Source organism: Rhodoferax sp. P2_H8_2, assembly GCF_056403235.1.
The window spans coordinates 371,066-391,295 of record NZ_JBFUFW010000003.1 but is presented as its reverse complement, the minus strand read 5'-3'; the positions used below and the strand labels follow the sequence as shown (position 1 = coordinate 391,295).

21 protein-coding genes are annotated in these 20,230 nt (G+C 62.1%); 7 read left to right on the top strand and 14 right to left on the bottom strand.

Going from position 1 to position 20,230, the window contains the following annotated elements; genetic code table 11:
* Positions 1 to 137: 137 nt before the first annotated feature.
* Entirely contained in the window at positions 138 to 1,973 is a 1,836-nt protein-coding gene (locus AC1DV6_RS07465) for a sensor histidine kinase (protein WP_477976646.1), read from the top strand.
* On the opposite strand, the gene AC1DV6_RS07460 is transcribed toward AC1DV6_RS07465, so the two are convergent.
* From AC1DV6_RS07460 to AC1DV6_RS07450, 3 genes are all read right to left on the bottom strand, one after another.
* Positions 1,970 to 3,136 carry a metallophosphoesterase gene (locus tag AC1DV6_RS07460; protein WP_477976644.1) on the bottom strand — a complete coding sequence of 389 codons (1,167 nt, stop codon included), beginning with the start codon at positions 3,134 to 3,136 and terminating at the stop codon, positions 1,970 to 1,972. The two genes, AC1DV6_RS07465 and AC1DV6_RS07460, sit on opposite strands and share 4 nt — an antisense overlap.
* Positions 3,137 to 3,235: 99 nt before the next feature.
* Positions 3,236 to 3,988, bottom strand: a complete 753-nt coding sequence (locus tag AC1DV6_RS07455) for an NRDE family protein (protein WP_477976642.1) — start codon at positions 3,986 to 3,988, stop codon at positions 3,236 to 3,238.
* A gap of 13 nt (positions 3,989 to 4,001) precedes the next feature.
* Complete coding sequence (locus tag AC1DV6_RS07450; RefSeq protein WP_477976640.1) at positions 4,002 to 4,706, bottom strand: glutamine amidotransferase-related protein; 705 nt, start codon at positions 4,704 to 4,706, stop codon at positions 4,002 to 4,004.
* A 505-nt stretch (positions 4,707 to 5,211) separates the two neighbouring features.
* On the opposite strand from AC1DV6_RS07450, the gene infA reads away from it, so the two are divergent.
* Positions 5,212 to 5,466 carry a translation initiation factor IF-1 gene (gene infA, locus AC1DV6_RS07445; RefSeq protein WP_477976638.1) on the top strand — a complete coding sequence of 85 codons (255 nt, stop codon included), beginning with the start codon at positions 5,212 to 5,214 and terminating at the stop codon, positions 5,464 to 5,466.
* A 1-nt stretch (position 5,467) separates the two neighbouring features.
* Here infA and AC1DV6_RS07440 read toward each other — a convergent pair whose 3' ends face one another.
* Complete coding sequence (locus AC1DV6_RS07440; RefSeq protein WP_477976636.1) at positions 5,468 to 6,562, bottom strand: 3-deoxy-7-phosphoheptulonate synthase; 1,095 nt, start codon at positions 6,560 to 6,562, stop codon at positions 5,468 to 5,470.
* A 109-nt stretch (positions 6,563 to 6,671) separates the two neighbouring features.
* On the opposite strand from AC1DV6_RS07440, the gene AC1DV6_RS07435 reads away from it, so the two are divergent.
* Positions 6,672 to 7,193, top strand: a complete 522-nt coding sequence (locus AC1DV6_RS07435; protein ID WP_477976634.1) for a retropepsin-like aspartic protease family protein — start codon at positions 6,672 to 6,674, stop codon at positions 7,191 to 7,193.
* A 117-nt stretch (positions 7,194 to 7,310) separates the two neighbouring features.
* Here the strand turns inward: AC1DV6_RS07435 and AC1DV6_RS07430 are convergent, their stop codons facing one another.
* Genes AC1DV6_RS07430 through AC1DV6_RS07420 form a run of 3 tightly spaced genes read right to left on the bottom strand, consistent with a single transcriptional unit; the run spans position 7,311 to position 9,363 of the window.
* Positions 7,311 to 7,814, bottom strand: a complete 504-nt coding sequence (locus AC1DV6_RS07430; RefSeq protein ID WP_477976632.1) for a 3-hydroxyacyl-ACP dehydratase FabZ family protein — start codon at positions 7,812 to 7,814, stop codon at positions 7,311 to 7,313.
* Between the two features lie 6 nt (positions 7,815 to 7,820).
* Positions 7,821 to 9,086 carry a beta-ketoacyl-[acyl-carrier-protein] synthase family protein gene (locus AC1DV6_RS07425; RefSeq protein WP_477976630.1) on the bottom strand — a complete coding sequence of 422 codons (1,266 nt, stop codon included), beginning with the start codon at positions 9,084 to 9,086 and terminating at the stop codon, positions 7,821 to 7,823.
* Positions 9,087 to 9,096: 10 nt separating this feature from the next.
* Entirely contained in the window at positions 9,097 to 9,363 is a 267-nt protein-coding gene (locus tag AC1DV6_RS07420) for an acyl carrier protein (protein ID WP_477976628.1), read from the bottom strand.
* Between the two features lie 131 nt (positions 9,364 to 9,494).
* Between AC1DV6_RS07420 and AC1DV6_RS07415 the strand changes: the two genes are divergently transcribed.
* From AC1DV6_RS07415 to AC1DV6_RS07400, 4 genes are read left to right on the top strand one after another with little or no spacing between them, the layout of a single operon-like run.
* On the top strand, positions 9,495 to 10,748 hold the full coding sequence (locus AC1DV6_RS07415; RefSeq protein ID WP_477976626.1) for a beta-ketoacyl-[acyl-carrier-protein] synthase family protein: 1,254 nt from the start codon (positions 9,495 to 9,497) through the stop codon (positions 10,746 to 10,748).
* An 8-nt stretch (positions 10,749 to 10,756) separates the two neighbouring features.
* Entirely contained in the window at positions 10,757 to 11,503 is a 747-nt protein-coding gene (locus AC1DV6_RS07410; RefSeq protein WP_477976624.1) for a lysophospholipid acyltransferase family protein, read from the top strand.
* 3 nt (positions 11,504 to 11,506) lie between these two features.
* The gene (locus AC1DV6_RS07405; protein WP_477976622.1) at positions 11,507 to 12,289 is read left to right on the top strand and encodes a glycosyltransferase family 2 protein; all 783 of its coding nucleotides are present in this window, start codon (positions 11,507 to 11,509) and stop codon (positions 12,287 to 12,289) included.
* A 6-nt stretch (positions 12,290 to 12,295) separates the two neighbouring features.
* Complete coding sequence (locus AC1DV6_RS07400) at positions 12,296 to 13,168, top strand: class I SAM-dependent methyltransferase (protein WP_477976620.1); 873 nt, start codon at positions 12,296 to 12,298, stop codon at positions 13,166 to 13,168.
* On the opposite strand, the gene AC1DV6_RS07395 is transcribed toward AC1DV6_RS07400, so the two are convergent.
* The 7 genes from AC1DV6_RS07395 to AC1DV6_RS07365 all read right to left on the bottom strand — a co-directional run bounded on the left by AC1DV6_RS07395 (position 13,165) and on the right by AC1DV6_RS07365 (position 20,230).
* Entirely contained in the window at positions 13,165 to 14,340 is a 1,176-nt protein-coding gene (locus AC1DV6_RS07395) for a 1-acyl-sn-glycerol-3-phosphate acyltransferase (RefSeq protein ID WP_477976618.1), read from the bottom strand. The genes AC1DV6_RS07400 and AC1DV6_RS07395 overlap by 4 nt on opposite strands.
* Positions 14,324 to 15,055 (bottom strand): 3-oxoacyl-ACP reductase FabG, encoded by a 732-nt coding sequence (gene fabG, locus AC1DV6_RS07390; RefSeq protein ID WP_477976616.1) that lies wholly within the window; start codon positions 15,053 to 15,055, stop codon positions 14,324 to 14,326. The genes AC1DV6_RS07395 and fabG overlap by 17 nt, the downstream gene beginning before the upstream one ends.
* Before the next feature lie 3 nt (positions 15,056 to 15,058).
* Complete coding sequence (locus AC1DV6_RS07385) at positions 15,059 to 15,859, bottom strand: beta-ketoacyl synthase chain length factor (RefSeq protein ID WP_477976614.1); 801 nt, start codon at positions 15,857 to 15,859, stop codon at positions 15,059 to 15,061.
* 118 nt (positions 15,860 to 15,977) lie between these two features.
* Positions 15,978 to 16,655, bottom strand: coding sequence for an alpha/beta hydrolase-fold protein (locus AC1DV6_RS07380; RefSeq protein ID WP_477976612.1), 678 nt, complete (start codon positions 16,653 to 16,655; stop codon positions 15,978 to 15,980).
* On the bottom strand, positions 16,639 to 19,005 hold the full coding sequence (locus AC1DV6_RS07375; protein WP_477976610.1) for an MMPL family transporter: 2,367 nt from the start codon (positions 19,003 to 19,005) through the stop codon (positions 16,639 to 16,641). The genes AC1DV6_RS07380 and AC1DV6_RS07375 overlap by 17 nt, the downstream gene beginning before the upstream one ends.
* Complete coding sequence (locus AC1DV6_RS07370; protein WP_477976608.1) at positions 19,002 to 19,928, bottom strand: LpxL/LpxP family acyltransferase; 927 nt, start codon at positions 19,926 to 19,928, stop codon at positions 19,002 to 19,004. The genes AC1DV6_RS07375 and AC1DV6_RS07370 overlap by 4 nt, the downstream gene beginning before the upstream one ends.
* Entirely contained in the window at positions 19,925 to 20,230 is a 306-nt protein-coding gene (locus AC1DV6_RS07365) for an ApeI family dehydratase (protein WP_477976606.1), read from the bottom strand. The genes AC1DV6_RS07370 and AC1DV6_RS07365 overlap by 4 nt, the downstream gene beginning before the upstream one ends.

Sequence of the window (20,230 nt, the reverse complement as noted above, 5' to 3'; positions counted from 1 at the left end):
GCCATGCGGGCCAGCGTAAGCCGTGGAGCGTGGGGGCAATTTGCCGCCGGGCCGCCCCAAGGCAAATTCGCCCCCTCGGGGGGCAGCGACCCGCGCAACGGCGGAGCGTGGGGGTCTAACTTCCCTATACTGACGCAATGGCTACCCCCCCGTTGCTGCTGGCTACCGACGGCGTTCAATTGCAACGCGCGGGCAGTCTGTACAAAGCGGTGCTGGCCATCATGCTGGCCTATGCGCTGATCATGCTGGCTGGGGGCCAAGGCGGTGCCCAACTGACTGCACCGGTGCTGGTGATGGGCGTGGGTGGCGGCGCACTCTGGCTGCAACAGCGTGGCAAGCAGCGCGCTGCCGTTATCGTGTTTGTCTGGGGCATCTGGGCGGTAATCACGCTGCAGGGGGCGCTGCGCAGCGGTATAGGCAATCCCGCGTTGTTCACCTATCCGGCGCTGATGTTGCTGGGGGGGTGGGTGATGGGCATGCGCCAGGGCGTGGCGCTGGGCTTCGCATCGATAGCCGCATCGCTGCTCTTGGCGCTGGCCGAGCAGTACGGTGTGATCGTTGGCCGCACGCTGGAAACATCGCCTATCTGGTACTGGTTTCCGTTGGCCATTGTGATGCTGGCCAGCATGACGGCGATGCGCTTCATTCTGAAAATCCATTGGGATGCACTGCAAACCGCACACAACCTGAACCAGGAACTGGAGATGGTGGTCGCCACGCTGACCGCGCGCGAGCAGGCACTGCAGCGCTCGGAGCAGCACTTTCACGTGATCAGTGAATCCAATCCCCTGCCGATCTCCGTGACACGCAAAAGAGATGGGCGGTACATGGCCGTCAACCCCGCCTGGGAGCGCGAGCTGGGTTGGTCCAAAGAAGACGTTCTGGGCCGCACCTCGCTGGAGCTTGGTATTTGGGCAGAAGCGCAGAAGCGAGGCCAGTGGCTCGATGAATTGGCGCGCGATGGTCGCACGATGAACCACCCGATTGTCTGCATCGCGCGCGACGGCCGCCAGGTACACATGATTATTTCGGCGGAGACCATTGAATACGACAACGAGTCTTGCGTGCTGGCGATTCTGGTGAACCAGACCGAGCGCCTGCGCACCGAGATGGAGATCAAAGCGCTGAACGAAAAGCTGGAGACACGTGTGGAGCAACGTACCGCCGAACTCAGCGCGGCGCTGATCAACCTGCAGAAAGCACAGGAAGAACTGGTGCATTCAGAAAAACTGGCCTCGCTGGGCCAACTGGTGGCCGGTGTGGCGCATGAGCTCAACACGCCGATTGGCAACGCGCTGATTACGACGTCGGCATTGGGCGATGCCACCCGTGCTTTCGACGCTGTGCTGAAGGAAGGCAATATCAAGCGCTCCACACTGGACCACTACATCCAGCAAAGCCTGGAAGGCACGATGCTGGCAGAGCGCTCGTTGCACCGCGCATCCGACCTGGTGCGCAGCTTCAAGCAGGTGGCCGTGGACCAAACCTCCGAGCGGCGCCGCGATTTCGATCTGGCCGAGGTGGTGAATGAGGTGGTGGACACGCTGCGCCCCAACCTGAAGGGCACCAGCGTCAAGGTGCAAATCGCCATTGCGCCCGGCATGGGCATGGAGAGTTTCCCCGGCCCGCTGGGGCAGGTGGTCATCAATCTGGTGATGAACGCGGTGCTGCACGCGTTTGACGGCCGTGAGGAGGGGCTGGTTACGATCCGCGCCAAGTTGCTGAAGGACGGTGGCGTGTCGCTGGAGTGTGCAGACAATGGCAGCGGCATTGCGCCGGAACACCTGTCGCGCATCTTTGACCCCTTTTTCACGACCCGATTGGGTCAGGGTGGCTCAGGCTTGGGGCTTGCCATCGTCCACCGGCTGGTGACCCAGGTGTTGGGCGGGCAGATCACGGTGGATTCATCTGCCGCACAAGGCACGGCTTTTACATTGCGCTTGCCTCTCGTCGCTCCCAAGACAGAAATCTAGGCCCTAATCAGTCGCAGGTGCGTGATTTCGGACGGCGCGCCAAAGCGCTTGGGCGGGCCCCAATAGCCGGTGCCGCGACTCGTATAGACCCATAGTTTTTGCAGGCGATGCAGACCCGCTGTAAACGGCTGCTGAAAGCGAACAAAGTAACCCCAGGGCCAGAACTGGCCGCCGTGCGTGTGGCCTGAGAGCTGTAAGTCAAAGCCCGCGTCGGCCGCCGCGGCTGCACTGCGCGGCTGGTGTGCCAGCAGCAGTTTGAAGAATGCCTGCTCAGGCGCGTTGGCCATCGCCGCGTGCGGGTCGCTGCGGTGGCTTTCATCAAAGTGGTGGGCGCCGTGGTCAGCAACACCTGCGACGACGACTTTGGCGGCTTCTACATCCTGCGAATCCAGCCGGTGGTCAATCACCACGTGCTCGTTCATCAGCACCTGAATGCCCAGCGAGCGCAGCTTGTCTATCCAGCTATGCGCGCCAGAGTAGTACTCGTGGTTGCCGGTCACAAAAAACGTGCCGTAGGTGCTGGAGAGGTTCGCCAGCGGCGCGACATGGTGTCCCAAATCCTTGACGCTGCCATCGACCAGGTCGCCGGTAATCGCCACCAGATCGGCGCCCAACGAGTTGACGCGGTCGACGATGCGTTGCAGGTAGCGCGTCTTGATCGTAGGGCCGACGTGGATGTCGCTGATCTGTGCCATGCTGAAGCCCACCAACGAGTCCGGCAGGCCTGCAATCGGCACATCCACGCGCACCACTTTTGCCGTGCGCCGTGCGTTCGCGAAACCCCACACCGTGGCCAAGAGGGCCAGAACCGGCAACGCCAACGCGCTGTCCGCGCGCGCAGTTGCTATGGAAATGGTAGCTGGCCACGCCCATTCTACAAGCGCTGCAGCCAATAAAAGCACTTCACGGATCAGCATTAGCACAAAGGTGCTGGAGAACAGCCCCATGTACAGCAGGCCCAGCCAGGTCAGCACGTTTGCCAGTGGCGGGCGCGCGAAACGCTTGGCGAGCACACCCATTGGCATCAGCAATGCAGAAACGGTGAGCCACGCCCAGAAGGCATTGCCCAGCCAGGGGGAGGTCAGCGCGAGATCAGGCGCCACGCGCCAACCCACCAGCGCATGGAAAAACAGGGAAATGAGAAAAACGGGGGCCGTGGCCATAAGGAGGAGCGTGCAAGAAGCGTGCATGGGGCACGCCGGAGGTCTACAGAAAAGATAGTTGGGGGAGTGTGCGCCGGGTTCAAGCCCGTTTGCGCACTGTTACAACGTGAAACGTTGATGTGAAGCATCCACCATGCCAGCTTCGCTAAAACCTTGTTCTGTGAAGGAAATGCTGCCCTGTTGAATGCGAATGAGGCTGCTGGCGCGCGTGCCATAACCCGGCATCGCAATGAACGCGGCTGAGAGGCCACGCTCCAGATCCAGCGGCACGCCGGTGCGCGGCAAATCTGCGTCCGGCACCAGGGCCTTGTCGTGCAACAGCGCCAACAGTGCCTCGTCGTTCGTGACGTTTCGGTGAAGTTGCTGTGACAGCCGCGCTTTGAGTTGCACCAGTTTGGGCCACGGTGTATCAAACGATGCGTTGGACACCCCGCCCATACCGGGCTGCAAGGCAATGGGTTGCGCGTCGCGACTGTGCATGCCCATCAAGGCATCGCCATCAAACACAAGCAGATTGAACGGGTTGTAATGCTGTGCACGCGGTGCCAGTGCCTGCAAAAAATCCATTGAATTCAAGTTGTCGTGTAGAAACGCCGCCACCAACTCACCACGCGACGGTGTGCCCTCGCGTATGGCACCGGGCGCGCGCACATTGGTCAACGCAGCTAGCCGCCCGCTGCGGCTCACGCCCAGCCAGGTGCCGCCGGCCTGCAAATCCTGTCCGGCAAGGACGATTCCATCGTCCCACCAGTGCAGCCCACGGGTCGGCCGCGCATAAAACTCGTCGCGGTTGCCCAAGAGCAGCAAAGGCGTATCACTGGTGGGCTGCCAGTTCCAGGCGATCAGACACATAGTGGAAATTAGCTCAGCGGCCTTCGACGAAGACCACCATCATCCGCGCAACATCCAGCCCGTCGTGGCCATGCTGCAAGCTGTCTACGCCCTGCGTGTACAGCGCATCGCCCAAGCGCTCGCGGCGCTTGTGCATCAGAAAGGCGCTGTAGTCCTCAACAAACTCCGGGTGGCCCTGCACGCAGAACACCTCTTCGCCTATTGAATAGCCCGCGACAGCACAGTGCGCGTTGCTGGCCAGCAAGACCGCGTTTTGAGGTAGTTCCAGCACCTGATCCTGATGGCTCACTAACAAAGCCAGTTTGCTGTCCTCCGGCGCCAACGGCAAATCGGCGGCGTGCCAGTCGTACGACATGCGCCCTACGCCCCAGCCCTGCGGCGCCCTGCCCACCTTGGCGCCCAGGCACAAGGCGATCAACTGGTGGCCAAAGCAGATGCCCAGAAGCTTCTTTTTTTGTTCCAACAGGGTAGTCACCCGGGCCCGCAATTCCACAATCCAGGGCTCGTCGGAAAACGAATCCGCCTTGCTGCCGGTCAGCAAAACCGCGCCATAGGCGTCAAAAGAGGCTGGGTATTCATATTTCGGAGTGTGAAAAATGTCGAATTCCCAGTCGGCACCAGCGTCTTGGAACAGGCGCTCAAACATGGTGCCGTAGCGGCCATAGACGGCTCCCGCCGCTGGGTCGAGGTCGTCGTTTTCGAGGATACAAAGCTTCATATTCAGTGATTTTCACGCGAAAACCAGAAGCGTGCTACATTAGACGGGTCGCTTTGGCGATTGGCCGTGTCCACGCTCCCATGCGAAAACACACCATCCCGGCAGAGGGGTGGCCAATCCAGCTCTTAGTAGCGACCCGCGCGAGCCCTCTCACGGCATGCGGTTTTTCTCCCTTTTGAGCACAAACCCCTGCCGTGGTGCGTGCCCTTGTATTTTTAATGAATCAGAACAACAAAATTATTTCGAAGACATCCGTCACGACTCCGGTCACTATAGGTAAGTATCGAATCGCTGCCTGCCCCCGCCTGTTGGCTGGTGGCCGCTATGCAGCCCAGGTTTCAATCGCGAGCGGCCGCGGAAGCGCCTCGACCGACCGCGTGATGCAATTTATCAAAGACTTTCCCTCATTTGACGCAGCCGCGCGCTACGCTATGACCCAAGGCATTGACTGGGTCCGTACCGCTACCTGCCCACGCCAACCGCTTACGCATTAAAGGAAATCACCATGGCAAAAGAAGACCTGATCGAGATGATGGGTGTCGTCAACGAAGTGCTGCCCGACACGCGTTTTCGCGTGACGCTGGACAACGGCCACCAGTTGATCGCCTACTCCGCTGGCAAGATGCGCAAAAACCACATCCGCATCTTGGCGGGTGACCGCGTGTCGCTGGAGCTGTCGCCTTACGACCTGTCCAAAGGACGCATCAACTTCCGCCACATCGAAGGACGTGGCCCGATGACTCCGCGTACTCCGCGCTGATTTAGGTCTTGCTTCGCCGCTGGCGCACAGCCGCGGCGAGCTCTTCCAGCACGGGCGCGGTCTGCGCCATGCTGATGCAGGCGTCGGTTACCGACACACCGTGTTTCAACGGTGTGCCCGCCACGATATCCTGCCGCCCCTCTTCCAGATGACTTTCAATCATGATGCCGGTGATCCGCTTGTCGCCACCGGCAATTTGTTGCGCCACATCGGCTGCAACAACGATCTGCCGTGCATGCTGTTTGCTGCTGTTGGCATGGCTCACATCCACCATCACCTGTTCGAGCAAGCCCGCCGCCTTCAATAGCGCGCAGGCTGCATCCACGTCGGCTGCCGAATAGTTCGGCTGTTTACCACCGCGCAGGATCACGTGGCAATCGTCATTGCCGCGCGTCTCGAAAATCGCCGCCTGGCCCATCTTGGTCATGCCCATAAAAGCATGCGCTGCTTGCGCCGCCTGAATCGCATCGGTAGCGACCTTGATGCCGCCGTCTGTCCCGTTCTTGAAACCCACCGGGCACGACAGACCACTAGCCAATTGACGGTGGCTCTGGCTCTCGGTCGTGCGCGCGCCAATCGCGCCCCAGCTCACCAGATCGCTGATGAACTGTGGACTCAGCAAGTCCAGAAACTCGGTGCCCACCGGCAAACCAAGCTCCAGCACGTCCAGCAACAAACGGCGCGCCATCGTGAGACCTTCATTGATCGCAAAACTGCCGTCCAGATGCGGGTCGTTGATATAGCCCTTCCAGCCCACGGTGGTGCGCGGCTTCTCGAAGTACACGCGCATCACCACCAGCAGGTCGTCCTTCAGCGCATCGGCTTGCGCCTTCAATGCGCGCGCGTATTCCATCGCCTGGTCATGGTCGTGGATAGAGCAAGGCCCAACCACCACCACCAGCCGGTCATCCTTGCCATGCAAGACTTTGGAGATCGCCGCGCGGCTGGCCTCCACCAGCTCCTGCGCCGCATCCGGTACCGGCAGCTTCTCTTCCAGGAGAGCGGGCGTGATCAGCGGACGCACCGCGCCAATGCGCGTGTCGTCAATGCGGGTGGTGTCGTGGGTCGTCAGGGGGGCGGTAGTGGTACTGGGCATACTATGAATTTTATAGCTGCTTACGCACATTCTGCGGGCGCCAGAGGCCAAAATCATTCAAACCCAGAATAGACTTGAATCTAATAAAAATCTTGAAGGATGAATAGGGATGGACCAATCTGACGAAAATGCTGCGCCTGTCACACGTGGCTCCCAATGGGGCTCCCTTGCCACCTTCCTCTTCTGGCTGGCCATCATTGGCCTGCTGTACCTGATCGCAACCCAAGTGCTCAAGCCCAAGCCGGTGACGATCACTGCAACGGGTGATCTGGTGATTCCGCGCGCACGCGACGGGCACTATTACGCTGAGGGCACGGTGGCTGGCAAGCCGGTGATGTTCATGGTGGACACGGGTGCATCCACGGTGACGGTCAGCGAAGCGTTTGCGCGCGCGGCGGCGCTGGATTCGGGCGTGTCGACGACCTTTCAAACCGCGAATGGAGCGATGCAGGGGCGTATCGTGAAGGATGTGCCTGTGACGCTCGGGCCCATTCGCGTGTCTAGCGTGCGCGTGGGTGTGGGGCTGGTGGGCGGCGAACCCGATGAAGCCTTGCTGGGGCAGAGCTTTCTGGGCAAGTTTGACATCTTGATGGCTGACGACAAGATGACCTTGCGCACCAAGCAGCCTTGAATGAAAGCATGAGGCGCTATCAAAATAGGAGCTTGTCACGCCTGTTTGGTGGGCACTAGCGCCCTATTTCATTCATATTTCTCAGCGGCTTCTGCGAAGAGCGCGTTCGGTATGGGCTTAGGCGGACAGCCCCATCGCGTCTGACAACTGCGTTTTAGTGACATACGCCATTAAGGTTTCCAACTGGGCGACTTCCTGGCCGCGCACCAGTGCGCGGGCGCTGACCTGGACCGCGTCGGCACCGATCTGTCGGCATGTGATTTCGAACGTGACGTCTTGCTCTGGCAGCACCGGCTGCTTGAACATACAGCGGCGCACCGACGCCAGCACCCCGATGCGATCGCCGGGTAGCGACCGCGTGTATTCATCGGCGCTGAGCAACCCGGCGCCGGCCAACTGGGTCATGGCTTCTATCAGCATCACACCGGGCACGATGGGGTTACCCGGGAAATGGCCCTGGATGATGGCGTTGTCGAGCGGCCAGCGGGCGGTGGCCGTGTAAGCACGCGGGCCGGTTGCAATCAATTGCTGGCAGACAAAGATGGCGCCCCGGTGCGGCAACAGTTGCTCTATCGCATGGCGATCCAGCGTGAATGGAAATTCGGGAACGGCTTGCGTCATCGGGCGCTAAATCGACGCTCTAGGTCGGCGTGCAATCAAGGACACATTGCTGCCGCCAAACGCAAATGAATTCGACATCACGGCCTCAACATCGCAGCCGTGGCGCGCCTGTAGCGGTATGTAGTCCAGATCGCAACGCGGATCGGGTTTCTCCAAGTGCGCCGTCGGCGGCAAAGAGCCGCTGTTCATCGCCTCTATGCTCAGCGCCAGTTCGAGTGCCCCGGCCGCGCCAATCAGATGCCCATGTATGGACTTGGTAGAGCTGACGGCGACCTGCTTTGCGGCGCTGCCAAAAGCCATGTGGATGGACTGGGTTTCTGTCACGTCTCCGGCATCGGTCGCGGTGCCGTGGGCATTGATGTATTGGATTTGCTCGGGTGCCAGACCGGCCTCGTGCAGCGCCTGCTGCATCGCATAGGCCTGGCCGCTGGCACTGGGCGCAGTCAGATGCTGGGCGTCGCTGCTGCAGCCGTAGCCCGCCAACTCGGCCAGCACCTTCGCGCCGCGCTGATGGCTGCGGGCGGCGCTTTCCAGCACCAGGGCCGCGGCCCCTTCGCCAATCACAAAGCCATTGCGATCACTGGAAAACGGGCGGCAACTGCGGCTTGGGTCGTTGGCATCCGGCTTGGCCATCACGCGCAATGCGTTCCAGCCCATCATCACGCCGGGGTTGAGCATGGCCTCGGCGCCGACCACCAGGGCCGCGTCCAGGTAGCCATGGCGTATCGCGCGGTACGCCTCGCCGATGGCAATGGCCGATGAGGCGCAGGCCACTGCGTAGGTGTTGCTGGGGCCGTGCAGTCCATAGCGCATGGTGATCGCTGCAGCGGCCGCATTGGCCATGATGCGCGGCACGGTCAGCGGGTGCATCACAGTCGGATCTTTGTGCTTCAGGCTGGGGTCGGACAGCGTCTTGTAAAAACGCGTGTACAGGCTGTCGGTGGTTTGGGCGCCGCCAAAGCCGATGCCGACGAACACACCGATGCGACGGGAGTCGCTGCCCTCGGCGCTGAAATCGGCCTCGGCCACGGCTTGTGCGGCGGCCACGATGGCAAATTGGGTCGCACGGTCCAGCCCCTGGTCAGCCGGACCCAGCAGTGTTTGCGGCTCTATGGCGGATTGGGCCACCACAATCTGCGGCAGCCAGGCGGCGATATCTGCGGGGCGGGCGCCTATTCCGCTGCGTGCCTGCAGGGCGGCCGCAAAGCTGCTGGCCTTGTCGGCCCCCAGTGGACAAATGATCCCGGAGCCAGTGACAACAACCGTATTCACAGGGAGCGGCTTAGTTCGTGGGCGCCGGGGATGGGGTTTGCGTCTGTTCTTGCACCATGGCTTCGATGGAAGCCACCATTTCGGCAAAGGACATGGGCAGGAAAATCATAGGGTCCGGAATCTGGAAACCGTATTTGTCTTCGACTTCAAACAGCATTTCGACCAAACCCAGCGAGTCCAGATCGAGATCGGAAACCTTCAAATCCGGGTTTTCAAATTTCTGCGGATCGGTGCCGGCAGTCTCCACTAAATACTTTTTGATTTGATCGATTAACATGCTTTTTGCCAGTGTGACAGTGGAGCCGGATTGTATCGGAACCCAGTGTTGGCAAGGCCTGGCGGCGGGGCCTTGGCGCATTCGCGTGGATTAGAATTCAACGCTCCCATAGATTGAGTCCGCAGTAATTCATGAGCAAGGTGCCTGGTCGAAGAGTCGCTGTCACCGGCATCGGAATGGTGAGCCCTTTTGGCGGCGATACCGAGGACTTCTTCACTCGCATCCTGTCGGGCGAATCAGCAGTCAGGCTCTACCAACACCCCACTTCTCCGTCTCTGCTGGTGCAGCCAGCCGTGGTCTGCGCGCAATTCGATCCTGAAAAAAGCATGGGCCGGGCCATCAGCCATGTGGCGGACCGCTACAGCCAGCTCGGTGTTGCGGCGGCGTTGTCGGCCTGGGACGATGCGAATCTGGCCCGTGACGGCGGCGGCTCTGACGACTATGGCGTTTCCTGGGGTACCGGTGTAGGCGGCATGTTGACCTACGAAAAGGGCTATGGCGACATCTTGCTGCGCGGCAAGAAAAGGGTCTCGCCGCTGTCGGTGCCCATGGCCATGAACAATGCCGCCGCCTCTCATATCGCAATGGCGCTGAAGCTGGGCGGCGCCTGCACGACCTATTCAGTGGCCTGCGCCTCTTCCACCATTTCAATTGGCGAGGCGTACCGCCGGATCCAGTGCGGTGAGTCTTCGCTGATCGTGGCCGGCGGCTCCGAGGCGCCGCTGGCGTTCACCATCATGCGCGCCTGGGAAGCGCTGCGCGTAGTGGCCAGCGCCGACGAACAGACTGCGTACCGCGCTTGTCAGCCGTTTCAGCAAGGCCGCAGCGGCCTAGTGCTGGCAGAAGGTGCGGCCGCACTGGTGCTGGAAGACTGGGTGCATGCAGAACAACGTGGCGCTCGCATCTACTGTGAGTTGGCCGGTTTTGGCCAGAGCTGCGACCACACGCATCTGGTGCGACCCGATGCGCAGGGCCAGGCCCGTGCAATGACTGCGGCGCTGCGCGAGGCCGAACTGACGTCAGCAGAGGTGGGCTATGTGAATGCCCACGGCACCGCCACGCCGGAAGGCGATGCGATTGAGATCAGCGCGTTGAAGCAGGTGTTTGGCGAATACGCAGAGCACTTGCCGGTCAGTGGCACCAAGTCCATGCACGGCCATTCGCTGGGCGCAGTCGGCGCGATGGAGGCGGTGATCACCGTGCTGGCGCTTGCCCGGCAAGCGATTCCGCCGACGGCCCATCTGAACCAGGTAGCCGACGATTGCACCGGGGTGCGCCATGTGACCGGCGCCGCGCTGCGCGGAGTGCCGCTGCGGGCGGCGCTGAGCAACTCGTTTGCGTTTGGTGGCAGCAATGCCGTGTTGGCGTTCAAGGCCGCTGCATGAAGCCTGTGATGCAAACCCTTTATCACCTGTCGTGTGCCATCCGCTTGCGTTTTGGGCTGCTGGTGCTGGGCGTAGGCTGTTTGCTGTGGACCGCGCTGGCGTTTCCGCTGGGCCTGGTGCTCCCCAAGCGGCGCGGTATGTGGCTGGGCCGCTGGATGGCGACGTTGGGTTTTCGCGCCTATCTCTGGCTGTTGCGGGTCATCGGCCTGGGCCGCTTTGATATCACTGCTTTGGACACGCTGCGCGGCACCGGACCGCTGATCCTTGCGGTCAACCACCCGGGCTTGCTGGACGCGTTGATGGTCTTGTCGCGGCTACCGAATGTGACCTGCATCTTCAAGGCCTCGCTGATGCGCAATCCGCTGTGGGGCGCCGGTGCTCGCTTGGCTGGCTACATTCGCAACGACCAGTTTCTTGAGTCCGTCAATCTGGCGGTCGGTGAGTTGCGGTGCGGCAGCCAACTACTGCTGTTTCCTGAGGGTACGCGCAGCGAACCGATGCCGCTGGGCGAACTCCAGATCGGCGCGGCCTATGTGTCCTACCGCTCCGGGATTGCAATTCAAACCATCATCATCGAGCAAGACAGCTATTTTTTGGGCAAAAATTGGCCCTGGCTCAAACGCCCCGAAATGCCGATGCATTTCCGGATTCGGCTGGGCCAGCGTTTTGATCCACCGACCAACCCCAAGGCCTTGACGCACACGCTGCAGGCCTATTTCCAGAGTGAAATCAAGCCGCTCTCCAGCAGCCAATAAGCCATGTCCACGCCACTACCTTCCACCAGCCACTTGGTGCTGATTCCCAGCTATAACTCTGGCGCCAAAGTCTATGAGACGGTGGCCCAGGCCCGCGCCCAATGGAATCCGGTCTGGGTCGTTGTCGATGGCAGCACTGATGGCACCACTGCGGTGTTGCAAGGCATGGCCGCGCAAGACAATGGCCTGCGGGTGATGGCGCTGCCACACAACCAGGGCAAGGGCGCGGCGGTGCTGTACGGGTTAGACCAAGCCGCGCAGCAGGGCTTCACGCATGCGCTGTGCATGGACTCCGACGGCCAGCACCCGGCGCATCTGATCCCCAGCTTCATGCAATGTTCGCAAGCGACGCCGGCGGCGATGGTGCTGGGCGTACCGGTGTTTGATGCCAGCGCGCCAGCGCTGCGCGTCAAGGGCCGCAAGATCTCCAACTGGTGGGCCAATCTGGAAACCCTGTGGGCTGGCATTGGTGATTCGCTGTACGGCTTTCGGGTCTATCCGGTGGAGCCGCTGCGCGCGGTGATGCAGGGCCAGCGCTGGATGCGGCGCTTTGATTTCGACCCCGAGGCTGCGGTGCGGCTGTGCTGGCGCGGCGTGCCGCCCATCAACCTGCCCGCGCCGGTAAAGTACCTGCAGGCCCACGAGGGAGGTGTGTCGCATTTCAACTACCGGCGCGACAACCTGCTGCTGAGCTGGATGCACTTTCGCCTGATGGTCAGCTTCGTTTTGCGTCTGCCGGTGTTGATCGCCGGAAAACTGGGTCGCAGTAACGCCAGAGGAGCATAGAGACCCATGTCCGCCGTCGTCATGATGCACCTGTTGCGGGAGCGGTTCTATTGGGGCAGCCAGCCGCGCGAGCCGGAGCCAGACCTGATCATGGAAAGTGAAGCCCAGACCCGGGCATTTGCGCTGGCAGGCGAGCAGGACGGGGTGCTGGCCTTTCTGTATCTGTACAACGCGCTGCAGATCAGCAGCGTGCTGCAGCCTGGCGACCGGGTGTTGGATCTGGCCTGCGGGCCGGCCAATCAGCTGATCCAGATGGCGCTGCTGAACCCGGACATGCAGTTCGTCGGCATCGATGCGTCACCGAGCATGCTGCAGCATGCGCAAAGCGGACTGCAACGCACGGGCACCCGCAATGTCGAATTGCAGTTGGGCGACATCACGCTTCTCAGCGGCCTGGCGGATGCCAGCTTCGACTGCGTGACCTGCACCATGTCGCTGCACCATCTGCCAGACTTGTCGTCGCTGCATGCGACGATGCATGAGATCCGCCGGGTGCTGAAGCCAGAGGGGCGTTTCTACCTGGTGGACTTTGGTCGCTTCAAGCTGCGTACTACGCAGCGTTTCTTCGCCGACGACCTGCATGAATCGGCGCAATTTACCGACGACTATTTCAACTCGCTGCGAGCCGCATTCAGCGTGCAGGAATTGTCTGCCGCGGTGGCCAAGCTGGAGCCGGGCACGCAGCCCTATGCAACAGTGTTGGCACCCTTCATGGTGGTGTTGCGCAGTGCTTTCCAGCGACAGCTGGATGCCGCTACGTTGCAGCGGGCCAAGGCGGTGTTGGCCCATTTGTCGGCCCCGCAGCAGCACAACTTTCACAATCTGGCCAACTGGTTCCGGATGGGGGGCTACCCCCTGTGCTGCGCACTGGAGGACTAAGGCGCCACTGCCTCAGCCACTTCAGTTGTGTGCGCGTTGAACACGGGCTGCGCATACAAGCGCAGCAGTGCTTCGCGCACGACTGCACGGTTCAGGCCTATGGACGTGAGCTCAGCGATATGCTGCTCCAGCTTGCGAATAAAGCCTTGCGCATAGGGTGTATCAAGGTCCGGTTGCGCTTGGGTCAGTAGTGCGTGGGCGATGTGGTTGCTGCTCCAGGCGCGGTAGTTGCGCCAGATCTGCGCATCAATCTTGCCCACCACTTCTTGCACCACATCATCGCCTGCAGTGCCGTCCAGGTGCAGCTGCTGGCCAAACGCCAGGTGAATATGGCCCTTGTCGGCGACCAGGCTGTCACGGATCTGCGCGATGTCTTCACCAGTCTGTTTTTGGTAGCTGCCGTGCTGGCGGCGCAGCAGCGTTTCGCGAACCTTTTGCACGGCGCAGGGTTCGAACTCGTAGGAGATGGCGACCGGCACGATGTGCAGCTTCTCGAAATTGGCGCGTGAACGGGCCCCGTGTAGCCCCAGCATTTTGATGATGGCCGGGTCGGTGTGGTCGTTGCCGTCTTTGGTGCGTCCCGGGCTTTGCGACAGCCAGACCGAGTAGCGCTGTTCGGTAATTTGGCTCGCCAGGTAGGTGGCCACTTTTTGCGCGCTGGAATAGACGTCGCGGCGCGGGCCGCTGCGTTGGATGCTGACACCGTTGAGCAGCAACATCAGTTCAGTGACGCCTGGCACGGTCATCAGGTTGTCGCCAATGCAGACCTTGCAGGTGCCCCGTCCGCTGGCCAGCAGGTTCAGCGCGACCAGCGCAGCATCTGTGATGATGCAGCGGTGGTTTGATACGAACAGGAATTTGCGGTCGCTGGGCAACTGGTCCAATCCGGAAATGCTCAGACCCTGCGAGGTCTGGCCCAGAATCCGCTGCAGCGCCGGATTGACATAGGCGGTCTGGAATTCTTCAGTGCTGTGCAAGTCCTGCGCTTGCTGCTCGATGGCCCGGCGGCTGACGTTGGGGAAGCTCCAGCGCAGCACCGTGTCTGCCAGCGGGCTGGCAAAAAAGCGGTCCCGACAGTCGACGAATTCCGCCGGACTATCAAGCGTGCGTTGGCCTGCGGAGTTCAACGCGGGGGCCGGTTTGCCAGGCTGTACATCAGACCATTCCACCATTGACCGAGATCACCTGACCAGTGATGTAGGCCGCCGCCTCCGACGCCAGAAAGCCGACCAGTGCTGCCACTTCTTCGGGCTTGCCGGCGCGCTTCATCGGCACCAGGCTGGCGATTGCGGCCGGGTCAAAGACATCCTTGGTCATGTCCGAGCTGATGATGCCGGGGGCCACTGCATTGACGGTGATGCCGCGGGTTGCCAACTCCAGTGCCAGCGACTTGCTGGCGGCGTGCAGCGCGCCTTTGGCGGCGGCGTAGTTGGTCTGGCCGCGGTTGCCAGTGATGCCGGCAATCGAAGAGATATTGATGATGCGACCCCAACGGCTGCGCATCATTGGCATGGACAGCGGCTGGGTGACGTTGAAGAAACCGTTCAGGGAGACATCAATAACGCTGTTCCACTGGTGCCGCTGCATGCCCGGGAACACCGCATCGTCATGGATGCCGGCGTTGTTGACCAGCACCTGGATCGCGCCGCCTTCCAACAGCGCCTCCAGCGCCGCCAGTGTGGCGGGGCCGTCGGTCACATCAAACTGAACCGCCTGTGCCGAGCCGCTGATGCTCTGCAACTCAGCGCACAGGTTTTGCGCACTGGTCAGATTGCTGTTGGCGTGGACGATCACGTGCAGGCCATCGGCAGCCAGCCGTCGGCAGATCGCCGCGCCAATCGCACCACTGCCACCGGTTACCAATGCACGCTTCACAGGAGTGTCCATACGTCAGGCGATGCTGCTGACGTCAATGGCCAGGCTCAGTGACTCAAGATAGTCGACCACCACCGTGCCGCTGCGTTGTTGCGCCAGCAGCGCCAGCAGGGGCAGGCTGCGTGCCGCCGGAATGTCCAGGCGCATTTGCTCCAGCGCGCTGTGCGACATGGTCGTTGCGGTGTCGTCGCCCAAGCTCAGCGTCAGGCTGGCGCAGCTGGCAGGTGTCTGCTGCGGGCTCAGTACAAGGGCTACGCCCATCGCATCCGGGATCGCGCGCAGGCGCCGGATCGGCTCAGGAAAGGCGGTGTCAAAGGCCAGCAGCATGCACGGTTTGCCGTTGCTCTGGATTTGCGTAGCTGCTTCCAGCAGACCGGCGGCGAAGGTCGCGTCGTAGGTGTTCAGACTGGTGCTGGGCTGCATGCTGCCGGTGGCGATGCTCCAGTAGCCAGACGGTGCGTTGTGTACAGAATTGTGAAAGCGGGTTGGCGACATTGCGCGCTCACTGGAGGCCAGTGCTTCCAGGATCGCGTGGGTGTTGTCGCAGTCAGATTCGGTCGACGAGAACACTGTGGCCAGGCTGGCAAAGTCGGCGCCGGCGTGGCGCGCGGCCTCCAGGCCAATCGCCATCGACAGCTTGACCGGTACACCGACCCGGCGGCGTTCAGCGGGCGGCAGCTTTTCTACCGGCGGCAAGACAGTGGCGCCCGCAGCGTAAGGCATCCGTTCGGCCAGCACTTCAAGGGCCTGCTCCCAGCCAGACAAGCCCGGCCCCAGCAGGCCAATGCCGTCCACGTAAATGCGGGTCATCGGCATTCGCAGGCAATCACGACCAACGCGGACAGCCGTCCGATTCGTTCGTGTTTTTGCCTTTTTACGATGCGCACTTCTGTCCCCCGCGGTTTGTTTTATGGAGCGGCTATTGTATGTGCCCCTACCTTTGTGGCGACCGGATCGGACCGTGGTCCAGCCAATCCTCCCACAGGGTTTTCCAGGTTGCCCACTTGTGCGTGCCGGGCAGCCTGCAGACCCGCTCTGGGGGCAACAAATCCGAGATCAGCAACTGCCCGCGCTGGAAGCGGTCGTTGTTGCCGGTGCCGAAGTACACCGCGGTGGGCCAAGTGCCGTGCGCGGACTGCTGCGCCAGCCAATGCCACCAGGCGCGTTCGTCCGTCTGCGCATCGATGCCAACGGGCTGCTGTTGGCTCCAGGGTCCTGCGCCGCCAGCGGCGCAGATTTCGTCCAGCACATCTCCGGTGCCGGGATAGGGGCTGAGCAAATAGAGACCGGCCAGCAGATCCGCATGGCGGGCCGCGTAGTTCAGCGCACTGAAGGCGCCCAGCGAAATGCCAGCCAACCAGATCGCGCGGTAGCCGCTGTCCCACGCCGGCTGCACCACCAACCTGTGCAGGTCCGCGACAACGGTGTTGTCGAGCACTTGCTGGCCGCTGGCGTCAGCCAGAAGCAGGTCCACAGGCAGCTTGCGCTGGCGCAGCGCGTCGACAAAGCCCTGGCTGTAAAAGTCGTCGATGCTCGCCAGCGCGGGCGGCAGCAGTACCAGCAGCGTGTCGCTGCGCGCGGGCCCGGCGGCTAGCTCAGTGCGCAGGCGCACCGCTGCGCTCCCGGGTCAGAATTGCGGCGAAGACCAGTGCGAAAAAGGTGCCCGGTGCCACCGTGCTGCCGATCGCCGCCAGCACCGGTACATCGGACAGGCCCAACAAACCAAAGCTGCCTACCGCCGTCAAATTGGCGACCAGCAGCGAGACCTGGGTCTGGTGCCGGTCGTGTGGGTCTGCGGTTTGGGCACCGCGGTCGAAAAACAGCGCGTAGTTGGTGCCAATCGCTACCACCAGCAGCAGGCCGACCAGATGCAAGATGGTCAATGAAGTGCCGTGCAGCAGCAGCGCCGCGGTGACGCAGACCACCGAGCAGGCCAGCGGAGCGGCGACCCGTAGGGCTCTGACCCACGAGCGCAGAGACGCCAGCAGCAGTACCAGGATAAACAGGCAGCCCAGGCCAGCCAGCCACAAGACCTCGTGGCGGTAGCCGTCAAACAGGCTGCTGGACTCTTCCACCATATCGATCACGGTCGCGTTGTCCAGGCCCTGGGCCCGCAGCGCACCGTTCACCACATCCAGCGCAATGCTGTCGGCCGATGGGCCTTCGGTCATCGCGCGCAGTGGCATCAGCACCAGATAGTCGTTTGTGCGCTGGATCAGCATGGTGTCGACCATCATTGCCACGGCAGTGCCGTCCAGGTCCTTACGCACCAGCGGCGGGTGTTGCCGTGCGGCCTGCAAGTCGGCGAGAAATGCGCCAAGCCGCTCGGCCTTCACCGGCAGGTCCCGCAGCGCCTGCTGCAATCGTGGGCCAGCCTGTTCAGCATTGGGTAACGCGGCCTGCCGCTGCCGCTGCAGTGCGATGCTGGGCAGCACTGAGGCCGGCGAAGTAAAGCCAGCCATCACCTGATCCCGAGCCAGCTTCTGGAGCACCGCGCCGACCTTCTCCGCCTGCTGCAGCGCGGTCTCCTGGTCTTTGGCAGTCAGCGCCATGATGTAGCGGGAATCGGTGCCGCCCAAATCGCCGCGCAGCTGTTCGTCAACGCGTTGCTCTGATTTGGGAATTGGATTCAGACCAGACAGCGCGCGGTTCCAGATGATGCCTTGGTGCGCGTAAATGGTCACACAGGCCGCTACCGCTAGGCCGGCCAGCGGCCAGCGCAGCACTGCGGCGCGTTCGATGCCGCGGTCCAGTTGGGCGCCGACCTGGCGCAGGTCGCGCAGCGCCAATGTCTTGGGGGTCAGCACGGGCAGCACGTAGCGCGTCACCAACACCGCGGCGACCAGGCCGACAATGGAATAGAGACCGAGCTGAGCCAAGCCCGGAAAGCTGGAACTCAACAGCGCAGCAAAGCCGACAATCGAGGTCAGCATGCCCAGCCAGATGGTGCGCCAGAAGTTGCGCGCATGGTTGGCGGAACCCTTGTTTGAAGCGCGCTGTACGAAGAAGTAGATTGAGTAGTCGACAGCCTCGCCGATCAGCGTAGTGCCAAAGCCCAGCGTCAGGCCATGCACCTGGCCAAAGCCCAGGCTGACCGCGGCAATGCCCGCGGCCACGCCAGAGAGCACCGGCAGTATGCCCAGCAGCAGCAGCAGCGCTGAGCGGTACACCACCAGCAGCAGACACACCACCAGCACGAAACTGGCGGTGGCCAGTCGCGAGACTTCTTTCTCTATCGTGTTGCGAGAGGCCGCCGAGGACACGCCGGCTCCGCTCATCACCAGGCGAGCATCATTGCTGCGCCCTGGCAGTGCTGCGAATACCTTGCGAACCGTCTCTACCGCCAACGACTGGGCCTCGGTGTCGGAGCCTGCGGCACGGGTTAGCGCCAGCAATAGCGTGCGCTGACCGTCGCGCGAGGCCCAGACGCCTTCGACGTTTTGCGGCTGGCCAGGGCCTTGTAGCTGTTCGATCAGCTGCAGTGTCTCGCCAGTCGGATCGCGCCCAAACAAACGCTTCAGGCTCATGCCGGCATCTCCGGACAGCGCCTCTATTGAACCGCTGATTGCGCTGTGCAGTCCGTCGGCTTCAAACCGCGCCGGCGTCACCGCCGGGCTTAGCAGGTAGCGGTTGTCAAAGAAATAGGCGCGGTCGTGCTCCAGGGTTTCTTCCCGGCCGTTTTGCACGGCGACAAACAGGTCGGTCTTTTGCAGTTCCTGGTTTAGTTCGCGCGACAGCCTGGCCCGCTCAGGCGCGTCGCCGCCGTCGATGCCTATCATGATGAGCCGCGCCACGGCGCCGTCGCGCAGTTGTTCGATCAGCAGCTGCTGACGGGCGTTGGGCGTCTTGGGCATGAAGGCCGACAAGTCGGTGACAAAGCGGGTTTGTGCGATCACCAGAAGACAGGCCAGCATTGCGGCGAGCCAAAGGGCCAGGGGCCACAGCGTAAACTTGTTTTTCATGGTGCCGATTCCCAGAAGTCAAAGAAGTTGAACCAGTTGTAAGGCATTGCCCGGCAATGCCGCTCCAGCGCCGCGACGTATTTCTCCAGCGTAGCCCGGACTACCGTATCGCGCTGGTCTCGAGGCACCACAGCGAAGTCGGCCAGCGGCTCAAAGTGCAGCGTGTAGCGGTTGGCGCCGCCGTATAGCCCGGTCATGAAGTACACCGGGTGGCCCAGCATCGCCGCCAGCCGAAACGGGCCGGTCGGAAAGCGCGCCGGGGCGCCCAAGAAGGGCAACGTGATGTACTGGTCCGGGCCCGACGCACGGTCGGCCAGCACGCCCACAAGATTGCCGGCCTGCAGCTTGTCGTGGATGCTCAGCATCGCTTCCCGCTGGCCCAGTGGGATGATGCGGGCGACCGCCCCCGGGTTGATCGCGGCCAGCGCGCGGTTGAGTTGCCGCGCATTCTCCGGGTACATTGCCACGCAGGTATTAAAACCATTGCGTCGGCTGTGGTCCAGCAAAACCTCGAAACTGCCCATGTGGGCGCCGAACAAGAGCACGCCCTGCTGACTGGCCTGGCGCGCTATGACGGACTCTGCACCAAACACCTGAATGTCAAACAGCCAGGACTGGTTGTTCAGCAAAAAGAAGCGGTCGTGGATGGTGCTGGCAAATGCCAGGATGTGGCGGTAGCGGTCCATCCAAGTGACGGGGCGTGCCAGCACCCGCGCCAGGTAGTCGCCGGACGCCTTGCGGGCGGACGACACCGCCAGCAGGAAATACAACGCAATGCCGTAGACCACGAAGCGCGACAGTCGGCGGCCGAAGATCAGCGAAATACGCCGCATCAGTTGCAACAGCAAAAAGCTTCCGCGTTCCTTGTGCTGCAGCCAGGCAGGCTGGGTGATGACCGGTGCCTCGGTACCAGGCTCGCTCATGGCACGGCTGCGGTGGGCAGGCCAAAGCGGCCGCTGGCGATCTTGCGCGCGTCGGAGCTGCGAATTTCAAAGCGCACGCTGACGGCGCCGATGTCGAACTCCAGTTCCAGTGCAACCGCGTCGGCCGGGGTTGCCGGGCTGTGAAACTTGGCCTCGGTCAGCGCCTGCAGCGGCTGGCCTAGCGCGGTCTCGATCGCGGCTTGGGCCCAGTCCAGCAGCAACACGCCCGGGACGATAGGACGGCCTGGAAAGTGACCGGCAAATACCGGGTGGTGGGCATCAAATGGCAGGGCGATCAGCAT

Bases quoted from the DNA above. Each gene is read 5' to 3' on its own strand.
- AC1DV6_RS07385 (WP_477976614.1), bottom strand. From the start codon at position 15,859: ATGCCGATGACCCGCATTTACGTGGACGGCATTGGCCTGCTGGGGCCG.
- AC1DV6_RS07410 (WP_477976624.1), top strand. From the start codon at position 10,757: ATGCAAACCCTTTATCACCTGTCGTGTGCCATCCGCTTGCGTTTTGGG.
- AC1DV6_RS07395 (WP_477976618.1), bottom strand. From the start codon at position 14,340: ATGGTGGAATGGTCTGATGTACAGCCTGGCAAACCGGCCCCCGCGTTG.
- AC1DV6_RS07450 (WP_477976640.1), bottom strand. From the start codon at position 4,706: ATGAAGCTTTGTATCCTCGAAAACGACGACCTCGACCCAGCGGCGGGA.
- AC1DV6_RS07405 (WP_477976622.1), top strand. From the start codon at position 11,507: ATGTCCACGCCACTACCTTCCACCAGCCACTTGGTGCTGATTCCCAGC.
- AC1DV6_RS07370 (WP_477976608.1), bottom strand. From the start codon at position 19,928: ATGAGCGAGCCTGGTACCGAGGCACCGGTCATCACCCAGCCTGCCTGG.
- AC1DV6_RS07430 (WP_477976632.1), bottom strand. From the start codon at position 7,814: ATGACGCAAGCCGTTCCCGAATTTCCATTCACGCTGGATCGCCATGCG.
- AC1DV6_RS07440 (WP_477976636.1), bottom strand. From the start codon at position 6,562: ATGCCCAGTACCACTACCGCCCCCCTGACGACCCACGACACCACCCGC.
- AC1DV6_RS07465 (WP_477976646.1), top strand. From the start codon at position 138: ATGGCTACCCCCCCGTTGCTGCTGGCTACCGACGGCGTTCAATTGCAA.
- AC1DV6_RS07365 (WP_477976606.1), bottom strand. From the start codon at position 20,230: ATGCTGATCGCCCTGCCATTTGATGCCCACCACCCGGTATTTGCCGGT.
- AC1DV6_RS07400 (WP_477976620.1), top strand. From the start codon at position 12,296: ATGTCCGCCGTCGTCATGATGCACCTGTTGCGGGAGCGGTTCTATTGG.
- AC1DV6_RS07375 (WP_477976610.1), bottom strand. From the start codon at position 19,005: ATGAAAAACAAGTTTACGCTGTGGCCCCTGGCCCTTTGGCTCGCCGCA.
- AC1DV6_RS07455 (WP_477976642.1), bottom strand. From the start codon at position 3,988: ATGTGTCTGATCGCCTGGAACTGGCAGCCCACCAGTGATACGCCTTTG.
- fabG (WP_477976616.1), bottom strand. From the start codon at position 15,055: ATGGACACTCCTGTGAAGCGTGCATTGGTAACCGGTGGCAGTGGTGCG.
- infA (WP_477976638.1), top strand. From the start codon at position 5,212: ATGGCAAAAGAAGACCTGATCGAGATGATGGGTGTCGTCAACGAAGTG.
- AC1DV6_RS07460 (WP_477976644.1), bottom strand. From the start codon at position 3,136: ATGGCCACGGCCCCCGTTTTTCTCATTTCCCTGTTTTTCCATGCGCTG.
- AC1DV6_RS07420 (WP_477976628.1), bottom strand. From the start codon at position 9,363: ATGTTAATCGATCAAATCAAAAAGTATTTAGTGGAGACTGCCGGCACC.
- AC1DV6_RS07415 (WP_477976626.1), top strand. From the start codon at position 9,495: ATGAGCAAGGTGCCTGGTCGAAGAGTCGCTGTCACCGGCATCGGAATG.
- AC1DV6_RS07435 (WP_477976634.1), top strand. From the start codon at position 6,672: ATGGACCAATCTGACGAAAATGCTGCGCCTGTCACACGTGGCTCCCAA.